At 67.0% G+C, this 20,041-nt stretch carries 19 protein-coding genes; 13 read left to right on the forward strand and 6 right to left on the reverse strand.

What is annotated here, in order from left to right; translation table 11 throughout:
• Positions 1-253: 253 nt before the first annotated feature.
• From AC1DYS_RS14770 to AC1DYS_RS14790, 5 genes are all read left to right on the forward strand, one after another.
• Positions 254-3,238, forward strand: coding sequence for a winged helix-turn-helix domain-containing protein (locus AC1DYS_RS14770; RefSeq protein WP_477900340.1), 2,985 nt, complete (start codon positions 254-256; stop codon positions 3,236-3,238).
• Positions 3,239-3,373: 135 nt separating this feature from the next.
• Positions 3,374-3,589, forward strand: a complete 216-nt coding sequence (locus tag AC1DYS_RS14775; RefSeq protein ID WP_477900342.1) for a YgaP family membrane protein — start codon at positions 3,374-3,376, stop codon at positions 3,587-3,589.
• Positions 3,586-4,128 carry an RNA polymerase sigma factor gene (locus AC1DYS_RS14780; protein ID WP_477900344.1) on the forward strand — a complete coding sequence of 181 codons (543 nt, stop codon included), beginning with the start codon at positions 3,586-3,588 and terminating at the stop codon, positions 4,126-4,128. The genes AC1DYS_RS14775 and AC1DYS_RS14780 overlap by 4 nt, the downstream gene beginning before the upstream one ends.
• Positions 4,129-4,206: 78 nt before the next feature.
• Entirely contained in the window at positions 4,207-4,596 is a 390-nt protein-coding gene (locus AC1DYS_RS14785) for a GFA family protein (RefSeq protein ID WP_477900346.1), read from the forward strand.
• A 170-nt stretch (positions 4,597-4,766) separates the two neighbouring features.
• On the forward strand, positions 4,767-7,727 hold the full coding sequence (locus AC1DYS_RS14790; protein WP_477900347.1) for a ligand-binding sensor domain-containing diguanylate cyclase: 2,961 nt from the start codon (positions 4,767-4,769) through the stop codon (positions 7,725-7,727).
• Positions 7,728-7,730: 3 nt separating this feature from the next.
• Here AC1DYS_RS14790 and AC1DYS_RS14795 read toward each other — a convergent pair whose 3' ends face one another.
• Together AC1DYS_RS14795 and AC1DYS_RS14800 are read right to left on the reverse strand one after the other, a co-directional pair.
• Positions 7,731-8,159, reverse strand: a complete 429-nt coding sequence (locus AC1DYS_RS14795; protein WP_477900349.1) for a CHRD domain-containing protein — start codon at positions 8,157-8,159, stop codon at positions 7,731-7,733.
• A gap of 169 nt (positions 8,160-8,328) precedes the next feature.
• Positions 8,329-8,676, reverse strand: a complete 348-nt coding sequence (locus AC1DYS_RS14800) for a DUF1428 domain-containing protein (RefSeq protein WP_477900351.1) — start codon at positions 8,674-8,676, stop codon at positions 8,329-8,331.
• Positions 8,677-8,951: 275 nt separating this feature from the next.
• Here AC1DYS_RS14800 and AC1DYS_RS14805 point away from each other — a divergent pair, with 275 nt between their 5' ends.
• The 5 genes from AC1DYS_RS14805 (at position 8,952) to AC1DYS_RS14825 (ending at position 11,821) form a co-directional block, all read left to right on the forward strand.
• Entirely contained in the window at positions 8,952-9,305 is a 354-nt protein-coding gene (locus tag AC1DYS_RS14805; RefSeq protein WP_477900353.1) for a PRC-barrel domain-containing protein, read from the forward strand.
• Between the two features lie 28 nt (positions 9,306-9,333).
• Entirely contained in the window at positions 9,334-9,546 is a 213-nt protein-coding gene (locus AC1DYS_RS14810; protein ID WP_477900354.1) for a hypothetical protein, read from the forward strand.
• Between the two features lie 59 nt (positions 9,547-9,605).
• Positions 9,606-9,839, forward strand: coding sequence for a hypothetical protein (locus tag AC1DYS_RS14815; RefSeq protein ID WP_477900356.1), 234 nt, complete (start codon positions 9,606-9,608; stop codon positions 9,837-9,839).
• 85 nt (positions 9,840-9,924) lie between these two features.
• Positions 9,925-10,833 (forward strand): LysR family transcriptional regulator, encoded by a 909-nt coding sequence (locus AC1DYS_RS14820; protein ID WP_477900358.1) that lies wholly within the window; start codon positions 9,925-9,927, stop codon positions 10,831-10,833.
• Between the two features lie 124 nt (positions 10,834-10,957).
• Entirely contained in the window at positions 10,958-11,821 is an 864-nt protein-coding gene (locus tag AC1DYS_RS14825; protein ID WP_477900360.1) for an NmrA family NAD(P)-binding protein, read from the forward strand.
• 7 nt (positions 11,822-11,828) lie between these two features.
• On the opposite strand, the gene AC1DYS_RS14830 is transcribed toward AC1DYS_RS14825, so the two are convergent.
• Genes AC1DYS_RS14830 through AC1DYS_RS14845 form a run of 4 tightly spaced genes read right to left on the reverse strand, consistent with a single transcriptional unit; the run spans position 11,829 to position 17,257 of the window.
• Positions 11,829-13,088, reverse strand: a complete 1,260-nt coding sequence (locus AC1DYS_RS14830; protein ID WP_477900362.1) for a Zn-dependent hydrolase — start codon at positions 13,086-13,088, stop codon at positions 11,829-11,831.
• A gap of 9 nt (positions 13,089-13,097) precedes the next feature.
• Positions 13,098-14,540, reverse strand: coding sequence for a dihydropyrimidinase (gene hydA / locus AC1DYS_RS14835; protein ID WP_477900364.1), 1,443 nt, complete (start codon positions 14,538-14,540; stop codon positions 13,098-13,100).
• 58 nt (positions 14,541-14,598) lie between these two features.
• A complete protein-coding gene (preA, locus tag AC1DYS_RS14840; RefSeq protein ID WP_477900366.1) occupies positions 14,599-15,912 on the reverse strand; it encodes an NAD-dependent dihydropyrimidine dehydrogenase subunit PreA in 1,314 nt (437 codons plus the stop codon).
• Positions 15,913-15,925: 13 nt separating this feature from the next.
• Positions 15,926-17,257 carry an NAD(P)-dependent oxidoreductase gene (locus AC1DYS_RS14845; protein WP_477900368.1) on the reverse strand — a complete coding sequence of 444 codons (1,332 nt, stop codon included), beginning with the start codon at positions 17,255-17,257 and terminating at the stop codon, positions 15,926-15,928.
• Positions 17,258-17,501: 244 nt separating this feature from the next.
• On the opposite strand from AC1DYS_RS14845, the gene AC1DYS_RS14850 reads away from it, so the two are divergent.
• From AC1DYS_RS14850 to AC1DYS_RS14860, 3 genes are read left to right on the forward strand one after another with little or no spacing between them, the layout of a single operon-like run.
• Entirely contained in the window at positions 17,502-18,287 is a 786-nt protein-coding gene (locus AC1DYS_RS14850) for an ABC transporter ATP-binding protein (protein ID WP_477900370.1), read from the forward strand.
• A complete protein-coding gene (locus AC1DYS_RS14855) occupies positions 18,280-19,137 on the forward strand; it encodes an ABC transporter permease (protein ID WP_477900372.1) in 858 nt (285 codons plus the stop codon). The genes AC1DYS_RS14850 and AC1DYS_RS14855 overlap by 8 nt, the downstream gene beginning before the upstream one ends.
• Before the next feature lie 5 nt (positions 19,138-19,142).
• The gene (locus AC1DYS_RS14860) at positions 19,143-19,982 is read left to right on the forward strand and encodes an ABC transporter permease (RefSeq protein ID WP_477900374.1); all 840 of its coding nucleotides are present in this window, start codon (positions 19,143-19,145) and stop codon (positions 19,980-19,982) included.
• Positions 19,983-20,041 lie beyond the last annotated feature (59 nt).

The raw sequence follows: 20,041 nt of genomic DNA on the forward strand, positions 1-20,041 counted from the left end.
TCGGCGGGCATTCTTGATGAACTTGTGACGAACCGCGGGCGCGAGGTCCACCGACGCGCTTTTGCGCAACAATTCACGCTTGAGCGCCATCTGCCGAAGCCCAAGTCGGCGCCGCGCCGGTGCGCCGAGAGTCCATCGCGCGGAAGCGCAAAGATCGCAAGCCGACGATGCAACGCCTGTCCCCTACCACCTCCCCATATGCCGCGCTGCGGTCGACTGCGGCGCGATGCCGCGACCGCTGCGCGCCGACGCCATGAGCGAGCTTCTCATCACACTGCCCGGCGGGTCGCTCGACCTGCTCGGACGGCGCATGCTCCGCCACGGAGAACCGGTGAAGCTGGAACCGCGGGCGTGGCGGGTGCTGGAGAAACTGGCCCGCTTCCGCCATCGAGTGGTGACGAAGGAGGAACTGCTGGCCGCGCTGAGTCCGGAGGGCGCGGTATCCGAAGCCGCGCTGCGCCAGGCGATCCGCGCGGCACGGCTGGCCATCGGAGACGACGGGCCGCAGCCCATCATCCGCTCGATCCCGCGTGTCGGCTACATGTTCGACGTGCCATCGGCACCGGCATCGGTATCGCTCCCAGAGCGGTCCGCGCCTGGCTTGTTGCGCGACGGTATGCCGTCGTTGATCATCGGCCCGTTGCGCAATCACACCGGGCGCCCGAGCCTGCAATGGGCATCGCACGGTCTGGTGGCTTGCATCGCGCACGGCCTGTCCATCGACGGAGGCATCCAGGTTCAGGACGCGCAGTCACTGGAGAAGTCGTGGCCGCAGGAAGACCGGCGGATGCTGCAGATGTTGCGTGCGGCCGGTGCGCGCTATGCCGTGGTCGGTTCACTGACGCTTGCAGGACCTGAGCTCGCGCTCGATCTCCACCTCCATGACGGCGACAAGAAGACCGTCATTTCGATCCGCGCCGCCGCTCCCGCAGGGCTCGTGCTTCCCGCCATTGAGGCGCTGCGGCACGCACTGCTGGGCGTCGGCGAGCGCCACGGCCACGAGTTGCAGGGCTGCTCGATGCTGTCTATCGAGTTGTTCGCACGGGCCAAGCACTCTGCTGCGATGAACCAACAGCCTGCCGCGCTGCGGGCACTTGCCCTGCTGCAGCACCTCGACCCGGGCTTTCCGCGCCTCGATCTGGAATTGCTGCGCGCACAAGCCGTCTGCGGCAGCGACGATGGGCTGGTCAGCGGCGCACGCCTGCTGGAGACCGCCAGGCGCAACCAAGACCAGCGCCTCGAAGCGCAAGTGCAGCAGTGCTACGGGACGCTGTATCACGTGAAAGGCCGGTTGCGCGATGCGGCGCAGAGTTTGGAACACGGCCTCGTGTTGGGCCGCGCCTGCATGCCGCCGCACTGGCAGGGCTACACCCTGACGTCGCTGGCATCCGTCGAGTGCCGCCTCGGCGAGCTCCATTCCGTAGCGACACGTCTGAACGAGGCCCAGACGATCTTCACGGGCATCGGCAGCCACTGGGGACTGCTGAACGTGCTATGGCTGCGGGCGATCATGAGCTCGCTGTCTGGCCATGCTGAGAAGTCCATCCGATGGAACAGGAAGCTCGCCAACATTGCCCGCAGGCTCAATGCCACCACCGCGCTTGCAAGCGTGTGCCTCAATCTCGCGGGAGAACTGCTTTACGCGGACCGGCTGGAAGAGGCGCGAGAGTGCGCGGAAGAGGCGACCGCGACGGTGCTAGCGATCGAGGCCAACATGAGCCTGTCGACCACCGTCGTCAACATCCACTGCCTGCTCCATCGCCAGCAAGGCCGCCCAGACGCCGCCGCCGAGCTGCTGTCCCTGCTGCCCCAGCCGGACCGGGTGGAGGACGACGGCTACCTCTGGCAGGCCCATGGTCATGCCGCCATGGCGGCAGGGCGCGTCGACGAGGCGGCCGACTGTTTCTTGCGGGCGGCGGCCGAGTGCCGTCGCCGCGGAGACCGCGCGGCCGAGGCGCCCCTGTTCCCCTGGCTCGTGGAGGCCCTCGTGCGCAGCGGGCGCCTTCCACTTGCAGAGGCCGAACTGGACCGCGCAGACGCGCAGGCCCATCTGCAGGACGAGAACACCACCGCGAACCTGCTGTACCCGCGCGCGCTGCTGGCACGGCGGCGTCAACAGGAACCGGAGACCCAGTCGCTGCTTGCGCGGCTCGCATCCGCGCCGGCTGCGCTGCCCCTCTTCCGGCGGCTGGGGCAGGAGCTGTCGGCGGCATCACCCGGCGAGGCGCAGCGCGAAGCCCCTGTGCCACTGGCGCCGCCCAATGACGCGATGCTTCGGGAGTACCGCTTCGCCAACTGCATGCTCGATGTGGAACGCCGGGAATTGTGGGTCGATGGGCGGCGCCAGAGACTCGCGCCAAAGCCGTTCGACGTGCTCTTGCACCTGTACCGCAATCGTCACCGCCTGGTGACGCAGGACGAACTCCTCGACACCGTGTGGCGCCAGGCAGCCGAGTCACCCGAAGTGGTTGCGCAAGCGATCGCCAGGATTCGCCGGGTGATGCAACGGAGCAAGACGCACGCGGTGCGGGTCAAGACCGTCTATGGCAAAGGCTACGGGCTGGTGGCCGATGCTCGCGCAGTGCCCGAGGAAGACACCGCCGCGGCGCTCCTGTCGGCCCTGCACGGGACTCAGGAGCATCCGCTGGCTGTCGTGCCGCTGGCGAGCGGAGACCTGGGCGCCGGAGCCGCAGATGGAGATCTCGCTTATCCCCTGGAAGTTCTCGGCTACACCCTGGCGGTGCACGCGATGCTGAAGCGCCTGTCCGCCGCAGAAGTGCAGGCGGGCGTCGATGCGGCCACGGCCCCGACGCCAGAGGCCATTGCGGCCGCGATTGGCACCCGCAGTCCTGGCGCGCACGTCCTGTTCGCCCGACTGGCGCGCCGCAAGGAAACATTGACGCTGGAGTACGTGTTGGTGTCGCCCGCGTCCCGCACCGAAGGGAGCATGCACGACCGGTCACCGGCCGCACTCGGCCGGCGGCTGGCCGCACGGCTGCTTCGGCAGCATGCCGGCATCGCAGAGGAGAACGCCCAAGCTGTGGACGAGAGTGACTGGATGACGCAGATGTTTGACCTCGCATCGCGCGCCGCCGAGCAACACCGCCGGAGCGAAGCACTGCATCTGCTGGATGTGGTCCTCGACCAGGATCCCGACCACGATTTGGCGGCGGACCTGAAGGCGCGCATCGAGGCCGGTCTCGGCGAGCTGGAAGGCACGAGCACCTCCACGCCTTGATCGGCTGTCCTAAGCAATCCTTGGGTCATGGCTGTTGCTTCGAAACTTTTTCTGCGAGATGCCTGAATCCTTTCGAACCTCGCACCCCTCCTTGCCTGCGATGCCCGCTGTGCTCGGGCAGCACGAGGTGAAGACATGCTGTATCGCAAGAACGTGGGATCGAAGGAAGGCTGGGGCCGTGTGCTGCTCGGTGCGCTGATCGTGGCCGGCTCGCTCATGCAGTTGGGCACAACACCGCTGGGTCTTGCATTGGCTGCCAGCGGCGTGTTCACCGCGCTGACCGGGCTCTTCGGCTACTGCCCGGCCTGTGCGATGGTGGGCCGCAAGCTGCCGCCGGGCGGCCCCCGGTGACTCGCGTCGACGGCGTGATGTTCGCCGCCGCCCACGCCGGCGACCCGGTGGCGCTGGAGCAGGTGCTGCGTGAGCTGCAGCCCGATATCCGCCGTTATGCGCGCCGGCAATGCCACCGCACCTCGTCGATCGAAGACGTGGTGCAGGAAGCGCTCATCGTGCTGTACCGGCGCATGGGGAGCGTGCGTGACCCGCTGGCGGTGGCGGGCTGGGTCTTTCGCGTCGTCACGCGCTTGTGCATGCTGCCGGTGCTGGGGCTGATTCGCGGTGCCGAGGAGCTGACCGATCGGCACGAGGCCGCGCACTTCGCGCAGGTGCCGCAAGACGAGCTGCGCATCGACCTGGTTCGTGCGCTCGAATCGCTGCCTGCGATCTACCGCGAAGTGATCTTGCTGCGCGACATGGAGCAGCTCACCATCAGCGAGGTGGCCGACCATCTAGGCATCACACGCGAGGCGTGCAAGAGCCGCATTCACCGCGGGCGCGCACTGATGCGCGAGTACCTGCAGGCCGACGCGCCGCGAGGCGTCCGTGCCTGAACAAAGTGCTTGGCCATCAGCTTGGCGAGACCGTTGCCAACGCAGAGAATGTTCACGACTTCCAAGGGAGAACCGAACATGCTCAAAGGCTCATGTCTCTGCGAATCCGTTCAATGGCAGTTCGATGGCATGCCCGAGTCGGCGACGGCGTGCAACTGCACGGCCTGCCGCCGGTATGGCGTGCTGTGGGCCTATGACTACGAGCGCGAAGGCATCAACGTCTCCGGCGCCACCAAGGAGTACGTTCGCGGAACGGCGCTCGGCTTTCACTTCTGCCCGGAGTGCGGCTGCGTCGCCTACTGGCGCGCGCTGGAGGCCGATGAAAAAGGCCGCCGCCGGATGGCGGTGAACCTGCGGTTGACGGAGCCGGGGCCTATTGCTCACCTCCCGATCGACCACTTCGACGGCTTGGACTCATGGGACGACTTGCCGCGGGATGGGCGCTGCATCCGAGACCTGTGGTTCTGATTCCCTCCGCCAGTCATCGCAGACCGTGACCTGGGTCACGGCGCTGCGGAGAACCCGGGCTTGACGGCCCTGGCGAGACAACCGACAAACGATTCAGTCGTGCCCACGGCTCGGGCTCAGGGCGTCGCCTTCGGCCCGCAACGCATCGAGATCGATCCATTCGCCTGTTCATGCCTGGTTTCACACTGCATCTGCGTGACCAGCGCGGCCCCTGCCGATGGTTCGTGGCGTGGGTGAGGGCTTGGGTGCTCGCTGTGTGTTGCCTGGCAAGCGGGGTCGTCGCTGCGCAGGCTTTGCCGCTGCGCTATCACCTGCAGTCCGACGGGCTCTCGAACCTGGCGGTCACGGCACTCGTGCAGCACCCCGACGGTCGGCTGTGGATCGGAACCGAGAACGGCCTCTATCGCCACGACGGGATGCGGATCGAACGCGTGGACGACGTGGAAGCCGCCATGGGCACCCGGCACATCACGGCCTTGTTGGGTGACGAGCAAGGCGGCCTGTGGGTGGGCACCGAAGAAGCCTTGTTTCATTGGAGCGAAGACCGGCTGGTGCCGGTGAGGGCTGGCTCTGTGGGCATCTCAGTGAGGCAGGGCCAGGCCATGGCGATGACGCCCGATGGCGTGGCGCTGGTCGTGTCCGAAGGCGGCCTACTGGCGGTGCAGCGCGATGCTGCGGCTGGCGTGTGGCGCGCAAGACCTGCGCTGCCCGAGGCGGCGTTGCGCAGCGAGCCTGCGCTGGCGTCGATCCATTCGGTGCTGGTCGATGCCGACGGCGCGTGGTGGCTGGGCTGCGACCACAAGCTCTGCCGCTGGAAAGACGGTGCGCTGGAATCTTGGGGCGAGGGGCAGGGCCTGGGCTTTTCACGCTGGGCCGGCCTGCTGCGGGCCAGCGACGGCGCCCTGTGGGTGCGCAGCCAGGAGCAGGTGCTTCGCCGCCCGGCTGGCGCCCAGGCGTTCGAAGACGTGACGCCGCGCGACCTCAGCCAGGGCACGGTCCACAGGCAGCAGCCGTTGGTTGAAGACAGCGACGGCCGCGTCATGACGGAGAGCGACTCGGGGCTGTTGCGATGGTCTGCGGGCCACTGGACGCACTTCGGCGCCGCGCATGGGTTGACGGTCGGTGGCGGCGTGCATGCCATCCTCGTGGACCGGGACCGCGACGTGTGGTTGGGCACCGCAGGGCACGGGCTGGCCCATTGGCGCGGCTACCGCCACTGGAGCAACTGGACGAGCGCGCAAGGCCTGCCCAGCGACGACGTCTGGAGCTTCGTGGACGAAGCGCCCGGCGCGCTGTGGATCGGCACCGGCAGCGGCGCCGTGATGCTGGAGCAGGGCCGCGACGATGCCGCGCGCTTCAGCAAGCCGAGCGGCACCACGCATCAGGTGGGCAGCATCGTGCGAGACGCTGCAGGGATGCGCTGGATGGGCACGTATTCGGGCGAGTTGTTCTACCGCAGGGATGGCTCGCCGTGGCAGCGCGCGGCCACGGGCATGCCGCTCATCTTCAAGCTGCTGCCGGCCACCGACGGCGGCTTGTGGATCAGCACCTACGCCGGCCTGTACCGCATGGAACCAGGCAGCACGCGGCAGGCCGGGGCTGCGCCGCACAAGGTGGACCTGAAGATGAAGGCGCCTCCGGCCATCTACACCGCGTGCACGTCACCCGACGGGCAGGCGTGGTTCGGCACCTCCAAGGGCCTGCTCATGCACGACGCGGCGCGTGGCCTCACGCGGCCTGCCATTCAAGGGCTGCCGAAGGAGCTGTCCATCGAGAAAATCGTCTGCGGAGCGGACGGCACGCTGTGGATTGCCGGTGCGCAGAGCAACCGCATGTGGCGGCTGCGCGGCACGCCGGAGGGCTGGCAGGCCCAGGCCTTGAACCCGAGCATCCTCGGGCGGCGCAACGTGATGGGCTTGCTGGTCGATCGCCGCGCGTGGCTGTGGGTCACCACCGACGATGGCGTGGCGGTCTGGAACGGCCGTCAGTGGCGCCGCTTCGACGAGAGCAATGGCCTCGTGTGGAGCGACTGCAACCAGAACGCGCTGCATGAAGACGCCGCGGGCAACATCTGGATCGGCACCAGCCGCGGGGTCAGCCAGGTGCTGCGGCCCGAGCTGCTGTTCGTGCCGGCCCGGCTGGAGCTGCACATCACGAGGGTGCACCATCAGGGCCGTGCCCAGCCCATCGACCAGCCGTGGACGGCCGAGCGCTCGACGGCGCCGCTGGAGATCGAGTGGACCGTGCCGGCCTTCGCCAATCGGTCGGCCCAGCGGGTGCTCTACCGCTTGCTCGGCCTTGGCGAACAGTGGAACGCCGCGCAGCACGACAACATCAGCTTTGCGGCGCTGCCGGCCGGCCGCTACACCTTCGAAGCTGTCGCGGAGAACCTGGACACGGGGCAGAAGTCGGCGCCGGTCTCCATCGGCTTCGAGATCCTGCCGCCGTGGTGGCTCAACCCATGGCTTCTGGCGGCCTACATGCTGATGGCCGCAGCGCTCCTCGCGCTCGCGTACCGCTGGCGGGTGCGCCTGCTGATGAGGCGACAGCGTGAGTTGGAGAGCCTGGTCAGCTCGCGCACCGCGGAGCTGGAGATCTCCTACGAACGCATGCGCACGCTCGCGCTGACCGACGGTCTCACCGGCGCGATGAATCGCCGAGCCATCATGGAGCTGGCCGCCCGCGAGCTGGCGCGCGCCGCGCGCGGCGAGGTGCCGGTGGCCTTCGTGCTGCTGGACGTAGACCACTTCAAGCGCATCAACGACACGCATGGGCACCTGGCAGGCGATGCCGTGCTCAAGCAACTGGCGGAGCGCCTGCACGGCGTGATGCGTGCCTACGATGCATTCGGGCGCTACGGCGGTGAAGAGTTCTTGCTGGTGCTGCCCGGGTTGTCGCTGGCTGCCGAAGAGGGTATGCGCCGCGTCGAAGCGATCCAGCGCAGCATTGCTCAACAACCCTTCGACCTTGGGAACGGCCAGGAGATGACGGTGACCTGCAGCGCCGGTGCGGTGGGAGCGCTCGCCGGCGAGACGAGCGCGCTTGAAGCGCTGATCGACCGGGCCGACGCTGCGCTCTACAACGCCAAGCGCGACGGGCGAAACCGCGTGGCGATGGCCGAGAAGAGCTGACGCTTACGGTGCCAGCTGGGCGCGGATCTCGCCGCCCTTGTTGGTTTCGCTGTGGACGTTGACGTACAGCTCGCCCGCCTTGAAGCTCTTCAGCTGATCGGCGGTGAGCTTGATGCCGGCCGGCACCGACCAAGTGGCACCGTCGTCGCCCTTCGTCAGCGGGATGGCGACGGGACCGTTCTTGCCAGCTGGGGCCACGTGGATGTGCGCCATGGTGCCCTGGACGCCGGTGGTCTTGATGCTGCCGCTCATCGTGCCATCGTCGGACACGGTGATGCTGCCGCTGCCGGTGGCCGCGGTGGTGACGGCGGGGACTTCATTCGCGCCCGAGAGCTTGAGGTCGGCAGCTTGCGCGAGGCTGGTCAGCAGGCCGAATGACAGCGTGGCGACCATGGCCAGTGCGGGGCGCGAAATGTGGTGGATGTTTTTCATGCGTCTCTCCGTTGAGTGGTGGATGCTTGCGGGCCGAAGCCGCCGCGATGATGCGCGCGGCCGAGCTGCCATCTGCAATAGGCGCTTCGGTGGCAGGGGAATGCCGCGCGAAGCGCCGAATCCATCAAGGTCGGGAGAAGAGCGGGCTTGCAGGAGCGGCAGCGGTGCGTCAAACGTCCAGCACGACCTCGAAGCCGCCATAGATCATCCGCTTGCCGTCGAAGGGCATCTCCATGCTTGCGAAGCGCTTGTCTTCCATCACCTTCTTCATGCCGACGTCGCGCGCCTGTTTGTCGCGCCAGGCCACCCACGAGAAGACGACTGTTTCATCGCTCTTGCGTTGCACGGCCAGGGGGAAGGAGGTCAGCTTGCCGTCGGGCACGTCATCGCCCCAGGCTTCGACGACGGAGAGTGCGCCATGCTCCTTGAAGACCGCGGCGGCAGTCCGGGCATGCTGCACGTACATCTCCTTGTTGGCGGTGGGTACGGCGACGACGAATCCATCGATGTAGCTCATGTGGTTTCCTTTCAGTGGTTGGCGGCACTGCAAGTGAACGTGCCGTGTCTGTATGACGAACGAGCGGCGTCGAGATCGACGTGCGCTCGCAAAAATATTGTCCCGCTCAGGGGTGCGCGCGAGACGGGTATACCCGGATGTGTCGGGTGACACGCCGCGATGTTCAGGACTCCTACAAGCGGTGAAGAACCTGTCCGATTGGCGCTGCGCACCGATCGGCGGATAACTGAACCAGGGCCTCAGTCGGGGCTCGTTTCACTTGAAAGGAGACCGTCATGAATACTGCCACCGCAGACCACACCGTCATCTCGTCGGAGCGCGTCGAAGGCACCTCGGTGTACAACGCCGACGGTGAAAAGCTGGGCTCGATCGACGACCTGATGATCGACAAGGTATCGGGCCAGGTCCGTTATGCCGTTCTCGAATTCGGCGGCTTCCTGGGCATGGGAACCGACCGCTATCCGCTGCCCTGGAACATGCTGAAGTACGACACCGACCTCGAAGGCTATGTGGTTCCGCTCGACAAGTCGCGCCTCGAAAAGGCGCCTCGCTACGGGCAGAACGACACGCCCGACTACACGAGCGAGTACGCACGCAGCGTGAACGACTTCTACGGCGTGCGCTGGTAATCGGCGCCATGGCTTGCGCGGAACAACCATGACCATACCCAGCCAAGCCTCGGGCGACATCGGGGCGCCCTCGCCGGCGCCCGATGTCGTGCCGCTCCCCGTAGGGCCGAACGTCGAGCCGACGAAAGGGCCGGACGTGGCGCCGCTGCCCGACGGCCCGGAGATCACGCAGCCTTCTGAACCCGAAGTCGCGCCGGGGCCCGACGTGCCCGAGATCACACCACCCACGGGAGGGTTGTGACTGTTGCTTAACTGAAGGCGGGCGGATGATCGTTTCCCGCCTACTGACAGGAGATGACGATGGAACGCAGGCTGCATCTGCTCGAGTCGTTCGACGCCAAGGGATCGGACGGCAACACCTACCACGTGCGCGGCTACGAACAGCTGGTTCGTGACCCGACGGCACCTGACGTCGTGGAACGTTGGGAGCCGACCGGGGTCGCGGAATACCGGCTCGACGACGGCCGGCCCGTGGCCGAAACGCGCGACGGGACGATGCGAATCATCGATTCGGGAGTGGAACTCTCGAAGTAAGCGCGGCGTCGTTGTTGACGCATCGCCCCATGCCCTTGGCCGCGCGTAGCATCAATGCCACTTTGGCAATGATGCAGGCGCATGGATGGCGAGCTTCGACGAACGGATCGTGAATGGCATCAGTGTGCTGTCGGCCATCATCGACAGCGGCACGTTTGCGGCTGCGGGCGAAGTGCTCAACATGTCGCAATCGGGTGTCAGCCGCGCGATTGCAAGGCTGGAGGGGCGGCTCGGCATTCGCCTGCTCGAACGCACGACCCGCTCGGTCGGACTGACCGAAGAAGGCCGGCGCTTCTACGAACAGGTGGCGCCCTTGCTGGCGGGCCTGGAAGAGGCCGCCGCTTCGGCTGCCCAGAGCACGACGGCCGTGCGTGGCCGGCTGCGCGTGAACATCGACCCGTACTTCTCGCGCTTGATCCTGGGGCCACTGCTCGGCACCTTTCTCGAGGCCTATCCACAGCTGTCGCTCGAACTCATCACCCGAGACCAGGTGGGCGACCTGGTGGCCGATGGCTTCGACCTCGCCGTGCGCTTCGGCCACCCCCGCCCGTCGACGCTGATCGCGCGCAAGCTGATCGACACCCGCATGCTGACGGTCGCGTCGCCGGCCTACCTGAAGCGGCACGGCCACCCGCAAGACCCACGCGAATTGGAAAGCGGGGGGCATGTCTGCATCCAGTTCCGCGACCCGGAAACCGGCCGCCCTTATCCGTGGGAGTTCCACAAGAAGCGCAAGAAGCTGGTGTTCGACCTGAGCGGGCAGCTCACGGTCAACGACGCCGGCACGCTCTACAGCGTGTGCCTCGCCGGCCATGGCATGGCGCAGGTGATGGACCTGGGCGTGGAGCCGATGCTGGCCGACGGCCGGCTGGTCGACGTGTTTCCCGACTGGCCCGACGAGCGATTCCCGCTCTATGCCCTGCATCCATCGCGTTATCACCTGCCGGCCAAGACGCGCGCTTTCATCGAATTCATCACCTTGCTGCTGCGATAGGTCAGCACATTGGTTGATGACGTCGRAGCATGGGTGAAATGACACCCATGCTATTGAGAAATGAGGGGCCGGCGCCCAGACTTCTTGCACCGCGGCAGTGGTCGCTCAAGTCAAGGAATCTGGAATGTTCGCCATCACAGGAATCACGGGGCAGGTGGGCGGTGCGGTTGCACGCGCACTCATCGCTGCCGGCAAGAGCGTTCGCGCGGTTGTGCGCGACGCCGACAAAGGGCAGGCGTGGGCGCAGCAAGGTTGCGAAGTCGCCCTCGCCGCGCTGGATGACACCGAGGCGCTGAAGAAGGCGTTCGCAGGCGCCGAGGGCGTGTTCTTCCTGCTGCCACCGGTGTTCGACCCGTCACCCGACTTCGATGAGGCACGCCGTGTCATCGCCGCCGTGCGCGAGGCGCTGATGGCTGCGCAGCCGGGCAAGGTCGTCTCGCTGTCGACCATCGGCGCGCAGTCGACGCGGCCCAATCTCTTGCAGCAGCACACCCTGCAAGAGCAGGCCTTGGGCGCGCTGCCGCTGCCGATCACCTTCCTGCGTGCAGCGTGGTTCATGGAGAACTCGGCATGGGACGTTGCCTCGGCCCGCACGACCGGTGTGGTCCCGAGCTTCCTCTATCCGCTGGACAAGCCGCTGCCGATGGTCGCCACAGCAGACGTCGGCGAGGTGGCGGCCGATCTGCTGCAGGAGAACTGGCAAGGCAAGCGTGTGGTCGAACTCGAAGGCGCGCGGGTGACACCGAACGACGTGGCGGCCGGCTTGGCCCGCGTGCTGGGACGCGAGGTGCGCATGCAGGTCGTGCCCCGCGCCACCTGGGAGGGCCTGTTCAAGGCCCAGGGCATGAAGAACCCGATGCCGCGTATCCAGATGCTTAACGGCTTCAACGAGGGCTGGATCGATTTCGAAAGCGACGCACGCGCCACGCGCAAGGGCATCGTGCCGCTGGACTCGGTGCTGCGCGAGCTGGTCGCCCGCGCAGGGTGAGTGCGCGTCAGGCGATGCCGGCGCGCTCCAGCATGGCGTGCAGCAACACGTTGCAGCCGGCGGTGATGTGCTCGGGCTTCGCGTCTTCGATCTCGTTGTGGCTGATGCCGTCCTTGCAGGGAATGAAGATCATCCCGGCAGGTGCGAGCTTCGCCATGTAGACCGCGTCGTGACCCGCGCCTGACACGGCACGCATGTTGGAGTAGCCGAGCTTCTCAGCTGCCTTGGCGACCGCCTGCACGCAGTCCGGATGAAACGGCTGCGCGCTGTAGGCCGAGACGGGCGTGATCTCGATCGGCAGGCCGCTGTCGGCACTGAGCTTCGCTGCGATGGCGCGGATGTCGGCGTCCATCGCGTCGCACAGCGCGTCGGTGGCGTTGCGCATGTCGATCGAGAACTTCACGCGGCCGGGGATCACGTTGCGGCTGTTCGGGAACACCTGCACCATGCCCACCGTGCCGCGGCCATGTGGCGGGTGGCGATGGGCGCAGGCCACCACCTCTTGCATGAGGTGGGTGGCGACCTGCAGCGCGTCCTTGCGCAGCGCCATGGGCGTCGGGCCGGCGTGGGCTTCCATGCCGGTGACGACGCAGTCGTACCAGCGAATGCCGAGCACGCCGGTCACCACGCCGATGGTCTTGTCGTTGTCTTCGAGGACGGGGCCTTGCTCGATGTGCGTTTCGAAGTAGCAGCCGATCGGGTGCGCGCCCGGTTCTTCTGGGCCGATGTAGCCGATGCGTTCGAGCTCACCCTTCACCGTCTTGCCTTCGGTGTCGGTGGCGGCATAGGCGTGTTCGAGCGTGAAGGCCTTGGCGAAGACGCCCGAGCCCATCATCACCGGCACGAAGCGCGAGCCTTCTTCGTTGGTCCAGAACGCGACCTCGATCGGTGCTTCGGTTTCGATGCCGTGGTCGTTCAGCGTGCGCACGACCTCGATGCCGGCGAGCACGCCGTAGTTGCCATCGAACTTGCCGCCGGTGGGCTGGGTGTCGATGTGGCTGCCCGTCATGATCGGCGGCAGGCTGTTGTTGCGGCCGGGGCGGCGCATGAAGCCATTGCCGATCTTGTCGATGGTGACCGTCATGCCGGCCTCGCGCGCCCAGCCGGTGACGAGGTCACGGCCTTGCTTGTCGAGGTCGGTGAGCGTGAGTCGGCACACGCCGCCCTTGGGCGTGGCACCGATCTTCGCGAGCTCCATCAGCGAGCCCCAGAGGCGGCTGCCGTCGATGCGCAGGTCGTCGAGCTTTGTCTTGGTCTTCATGTCCATGTCTTGCTCCTATCGCGCCACGGCAGTCGGCGCCAAGTCTTGCGTGCGTTTGGTGACGGCTTGGAAGTTCGGCCCGAACGGCGGGCGCTTCAGGTAGCGGCCGGCACCTGCCACCGCGCGCAGGTCACCATCGGCCCACACCAGCTTGCCCTGGCTCAGCGTGTGCGTGGCGAGGCCCCGCACCTTGCGGCCCTCGAAGATGTTGAAGTCGCCCTTGGAGAACTGCGTCTTCACCGAGACGGTCTTGGTTGCGGCCGGGTCCCAGAGCACGAGGTCGGCGTCGGCACCTTCGACCACGCAGCCCTTCTTCGGGTACAGGTTGAAGAGTTTGGCGCAATTGGCCGAGGTGATCGCGACGAACTCGCTCGGTGTGAGCCGGCCGGTGTTGACGCCGGCATCCCAGATCACCTGCATGCGGTCTTCGATGCCGCCACAGCCGTTGGGGATCTTCGCGAAGTTGTCTTTGCCAGCCGCCTTTTGCGGGGCGCAGAACACGCAGTGGTCGGTGGCCGTGGTGTGCAACTGGCCCGACTGCAAACCGCGCCACAGCGCCTCCGAGTGGCCCTTGGGCCGGAACGGCGGGCTCATCACGTAGGCCGCGGCAGTGGCGAAATCAGGATGGCGATACACGCTGTCGTCGAGCACCAGGTGCCCGGCCAACACCTCGCCATAAACGCGCTGGCCACGCGCACGCGCACGGGCGATGGCCTCGGCCGACTCGATGCAGCTCACGTGCACGATGTAGATCGGCACGCCCAGCACGTCGGCAATCGCGATCGCGCGGTTGGCGGCTTCGCCTTCGACCATCGGCGGGCGGCTCAGCGGGTGGCCTTCGGGGCCGGTGATGCCCATCTTCGCCACCTCTTGCTGCAGCAGGTAGACGAGCTCGCCGTTCTCGGCGTGCACCGTGGGCATGGCGCCGAGTTCGAGCGAGCGCTTGAAGCTGTTCACCAGCGTCTCGTCGTCGCACATGATGGCGTTCTTGTACGCCATGAAGTGCTTGAAGCTGTTGATGCCTTCTTCATGCACCAGTGTGCCCATGTCCTTGTGAACGCTGTCGCTCCACCAGGTGACGGCCACGTGGAAGCCGTAGTCGCCTGCCGACTTCTCGGCCCAGCCGCGCCAGTTCCGGTAGGCGTCCATCAGCGGCTGCTGCGGGTCGGGAATCACGAAGTCGATGATGCTGGTGGTGCCGCCGGTGAAGCCAGCTGCGGTGCCGGTGAAGAAATCATCGGCCGCCACCGTGCCCATGAAGGGCAGCTGCATGTGGGTGTGCGGGTCGATGCCGCCGGGCATCACATAGCGGCCGCCGGCATCGAGCACTTGCGCGCCGGTGGGCGCTTCGAGCGCGGTGCCGACTTGCGCGATGTGGCCATCGCTCACCAGCACATCGGCTCGGAATTCGCGGTCGGCGTTGACGACGGTGCCGCCGCGGATCAGCAGGGTGGACATGATCGGTTCTCCTGTGGCGAAACTGCGTTGTACTCCAAGCAGGGACTGCTTGTGTAGTTCAGGCCGGCTGAGCCACGCGCATGGGGTTGTTCGGGTGCGCCGTCCAGTTGGCCGGCTGCGCGACGACGGCCTGGCCGGTGCGGGCATCGACCTCGCCCGGCACCAGCGTGCGCAGCGTGATGCACTCGGGTACCGGGCACACCGTGACGCACAGGTTGCAGCCCACGCACTCGTCTTCCTTCACCTCGAAGTGGCGCTTGCCGTCTTTCGTGGCGGTGATGGCCTGGTGCGAGGTGTCTTCGCACGCGATGTGGCAGCGGCCGCACTCGATGCACTTGTCCTGGTCGATCACGGCCTTGCTGATCGAGTTGAGGTTGAGGTACTGCCAGTCGGTGATGGTGGGCAGCGCGCGGCCCTGGAAGTCGGCGGTGGTCTTGAAGCCCATGCTGTCCATGTATTCGGACAAGCCGTCGGCCATCTCCTGCACGATCTTGAAGCCGAAGGTCATGGCCGCGGTGCAGACCTGCACGTTGGTGGCGCCGAGCGCGATGAAGTCGAGCGCGTCGCGCCAGCTGCCCACGCCACCGATGCCCGACACCGGCAGGCCGGCCATCTCAGGCGAGCGGCCGATCTCAGCCGTCATGTGCAGCGAGATCGGCTTGACCGCCGGGCCGCAGTAGCCGCCGTGCGAGCCCATGCCACCGGTGGACGGGCTCATCGCGAGCGTCATCGGGTCGACGCCCATGATGGAGTTGATGGTGTTGATGAGGCTCACCGCGTCGGCACCACCGCGCTTCGCGGCCAGCGCCGGCGGCAGGATGTTGGCCACGTTGGGCGTGAGCTTCACGATAACCGGAAGCTTGCTGTAGTGCTTGCACCATTCGGTGACCATCTGGATGTACTCCGGCACCTGGCCCACCGCAGCGCCCATACCGCGCTCGCTCATGCCGTGCGGGCAGCCGAAGTTGAGCTCGACGCCGTCGCAGCCGGTGTCTTCCACACGGGCGAGGATGGCTTTCCATGCGCTCTCGTTGCACGGCACCATCAGCGAGGCGACCAGTGCGCGGTCGGGCCACAGGCGCTTGACCTCGCGCATCTCGTCGAGGTTGGTCTGCAGCGGCCGGTCGGTGATCAGCTCGATGTTGTTGAAGCCGAGCAGCTTGCGGTCGGGCGTGAGCAGCGCGCCATAGCGCGGCCCGTTCACGTTGACGACGGGCGGTCCCTCTTCGCCGAGCGTCTTCCAGACCACTCCCCCCCAGCCGGCCTCGAAGGCACGGTTGACGTTGTAGGCCTTGTCGGTGGGCGGCGCGCTGGCGAGCCAGAACGGGTTGGGGCTGGTGATGCCGGCGAAGGTGTTGCGCAGATCGGCCATGGGTTTGATCTCCTCAGATGGGTTCAGCAGCGAGCGTGACGTGGATGGCCGCGTGAATGGCTTTAGCGGCGCGCTTGCCGTCTTCCACCGCCTCGACGGTCAGGTCACGTCCACCGGCACGGCAGTCGCCGCCAACGTAGAGCTTGGCCACGCCGGTGCGGCCGTCGATGTCTGCGACCACGCGGCCGCCTTGCAGCGTGAGGCCGCTGTCGGCGAGAACGCCGTCGTCGAGCTTCTGGCCGATGGCCTTGAGCACCACGTCGGCGGCAAAGGTCTCGCCAGTGCCGTCGGCGCGCACGAAGCGCACGCCGCTGACAGCGTCGCAGCCGGTGATCTCGGATGGTGCCAGCCCGTAGTGCAGCGTGACGCCGTTCTTCTGCGCCCACTCGCGCTCTTCGAGCGAGGCCGACATGGACTCGGGCCCGCGGCGGTAGACCATGTGCACGTCATCGGCGCCGAGCAGCTTGCTCTGCACGGCAGCGTCGACGGCCGTCATGCCGCCACCGATCACGACGACGCGGCGGCCGACGGGCAGGGCAGCCACGTCAGCGCTCTGGCGCAGTTCGGCGATGAAGGCCACGGCGTCGCGCACGCCGGAAAGGTGCTCGCCGGGGATGCCGAGTTGCGGCGTGCGGCCCAGGCCGATGGCGAGGTAGACGGCGTCGAAGCTGTCGTTCAACGTCTTGAGCTGTGTCGCCTGTTCGAGTCGCCAATTCAGCCGCAGCGAGATGCCGCCGATCTGCATCAGCCAGTCGAGCTCGGCTTGCGCGAAACCGCCTGCCATCTTGTAGCTGGCAAGGCCGTATTCGTTGAGACCACCGCCGGCGGCCTGCGCGTCGTGGATGACGACGTCGTGCCCCAGCCGCGCGAGCGTGAAAGCGCACGCGAGGCCAGCCGGCCCGGCGCCGACGACGGCGATGCGGCGGCCAGTGGGTGCCGCGCGGGTGAAGAGGGCGGTGACCGGCTTGTCCATCACCGCGTCGACCGCGTAGCGCTGCAGGCGGCCGATCTCGACTGGCTTGCCTTGCTGCGTGGTGCGCACGCAGACCTGCTCGCACAGCACCTCGGTCGGGCAGGCGCGGGCGCAGGTGCCGCCCAGCGGGTTGGCTTCGAGGATGGTGCGCGCCGCGCCGCGCAGGTTGTCGTCGGCGATGCGCTTGATGAAGCTGGGCACGTCGATGCCGGTGGGGCAAGCATCCATGCAGGGCGCGTCGTAGCAATACAGGCAGCGCTCGGCCTCGACCAGCGCCTGCGTGCGCGTCAACCGCGGCGTCGCGTCGGCGAAGGCGGCTTCGTACTGTGCCGGTGTGCGCCGGCCGGCGCGGATGTCGGATGACTCGAGCATGGGTTGTGCACTCCTCAGGGGCCGTGCGCACTGGATGCGCACAAAATCTGACCGTTTGGTCAGGATTACGGCGATCGTACGCAACCGCCGTGCCATGGTGTTCGAGGGTTTTGCCGGCTGGCGAAGGCCACAGCCGCACGAAGTGGGTGCGACCCGAGGGTTTGCGAGCGCATCGTCGTCTGGCATGGAACTGGCTTCGATGGTCGAGAATAAGCTGACCATTCGGTTAGGTTCCCTTCATCCCGTGACCACTCCTCCTGAACTCGCCGTGTCGGCGCGCCGCGCAAGCGTCGTCTATCCCTCGGCCGATGCGCCGGTGCATGCTCTGCAAGAGGTCGACCTTGACATCGCTCCCGGCGAATTCGTCTCGTTGATCGGCCCGTCGGGCTGCGGCAAGACCACGCTGTTGCGCGTGATCGCCGACCTCGAGCCCATCAGCGCCGGCACCGTGCTCGTCAACGGCCTGAGCCCGCACGATGCACGGCTGGCGCGTGCCTATGGGTATGTGTTCCAGGCACCCGCGCTCTTCCCGTGGCGCAACGTGCTCGCCAATGTGATGCTGCCGCTGCAGATACAGGGCCGCAGCGCTGACGAATGCAAGTCGGTGGCGATGGAACAGCTCAACCGCGTGGGCCTTGCCGGCTTCGAGCGCAAGTACCCGTGGCAGTTGTCGGGCGGCATGCAGCAGCGTGTGTCGATCGCGCGTGCACTCGGCTTCGAGCCGCGCCTCCTGATGATGGACGAGCCTTTCGGCGCGCTCGACGAGATCACGCGCGACCGGCTCAACGAGCAGCTGCAGCAGCTGTGGCAGCGCGAGAAGCGCACGGTGGTCTTCGTCACGCATTCCATCGCCGAGGCGGTGTACCTGTCCACACGCATCGTGGTGATGTCGCCGCGGCCGGGGCGCATCGTGAAAGACATCCGCTCGCCGCTGCCCGAGACGCGCCACCTCGGCCTGCGCGACACCGCTGAGTTCATCGCCGTGGCCCACGAGGTGCGTGAGGCACTGGGAGACGGCCACCATGAATAGGTTCGGCCCGGTTGCCGCGGTGCTGGGCTTCGTGCTCGTGCTCTGGTATGGCGGCGCAGTCGCGCTGAATGCCAACGGCGTGATCGAGCGCGTGCTGAACGACAAACCGGGCTGGACGGCGAGCGATCTCGTCGCCGAAACCCTCTCGATGGAGCGCCCGGTGCTGCCCGCGCCGCACCAGGTGGCGATCGATCTCTACAGCAGCATCGTCGACTGGCCGCTCGATTCACCGCGCAACCTGCTGTACCACACGGCGGTGACGGCGCAGTCGACCTTGATCGGCTTCGTGCTGGGCACGCTGCTCGGCGTGCTGCTGGCGGCGGCCATCGTTCACTCGCGCACGCTCGACCGCGCCTTGCTGCCGTGGATCGTGGCCTCGCAGACGGTGCCGGTGCTGGCCATCGCGCCCATCGTGCTGGTGATCCTGGGCAGTCTGGGCATGTCGGGCGTGGCGCCCAAGGCAGCGATCGCGATGTACCTCTGCTTCTTCCCGGTGACGGTGGCGATGGTGCAGGGCCTGCGCTCGCCGCAGCGCATCGACACCGAGCTCATGTACACCTACGCCGCCACGCGGCTGCAAGCCTTCTGGATGCTGCGCATGCCGGCGGCGCTGCCGTTCCTGTTTCCGTCGCTGCGCGTGGCCATTGCGGCCGGCCTGGTCGGTGCGATGGTGGCCGAGTTGCCGACCGGCGCGCAGGCCGGCCTTGGTGCGCGGCTGCTCACCGGCTCTTACTACGGCAACACCATCGGCATCTGGTCGGCGCTGGTCTTGTCGGCACTGCTCGGCCTGCTGTTGACGGCGGCGGTGGCCGGTGTGCAGAAGCTCGTGATGCGGGGGCGGCTGGCATGACGGCCATGAACGCGCTCTGGCTGGTGCTGATGCTGGCAGCGGCCGTGTTCAGCGTGCGGCGTTGCGCGGCGATCGAAGGGCCGCGTTGGGCTGGCCCGTTGACGGCGGGTTTGTTCGGCGTGTGGCTGCTCGTGTTCTGGCAGTTCGGTGTCACCGTGTTCGAGGTGCCGCGTGTGTTGCTGCCGGCGCCTTCGGCCATCGCGCAATCGCTTTACGAGCATGCCGGCACGCTGGGGCGCGACTTCGTTCAGACGGTGTTGAAGGCCGTGGTCTCCGGCTGGTTGCTGGGGTCGGCGCTCGGGTTCGCCGTTGGCGTTGCCATCGACCGGCTGCCCTTCCTGCAGCGCGGGCTGCTGCCGGTGGCCTCGCTCACCAGCACCATTCCGCTGGTGGCGGTGGCGCCGATCATGGTGATGTGGTTCGGCTTCGAGTGGCAATCGAAAGCGGCCGTCGTGGTGCTGATGACGTTCTTCCCGATGCTGGTCGCCACGCTGGCCGGGCTGCAGGCTGCTGGGCGGCAGGAGCGTGAGCTGATGCACAGCTATGCCGCGAGCTACCTGCGCACGCTGATCGACCTGCGCTTGCCGTGCGCGGTGCCCTTCATCGTGGGTGCGCTGAAGGTCAACGCCACGCTCGCGCTGATCGGCGCCATCGTTGCCGAATTCTTCGGCTCGCCGACGGTGGGGCTGGGCTTTCGCATCAGCACCGAAGCGGCCCGCATGAACATGTCGCTGGTGTGGGGCGCGATCGTCGTCGCCTCGGTCACCGGCTCGCTGGCCTACGCCTTGCTCGTTCAGCTGGAGCGCCGATGGGCGTTCTGGCACCCTTCGGTGCGCTCGAAGTGAGCGGCACCGGTTTTCATCTCGCGTTTCGTCCCGTTCTTCATATTCCAACCCCGAGGAGT

This window comes from Rhizobacter sp. P2_G4, from assembly GCF_056403575.1.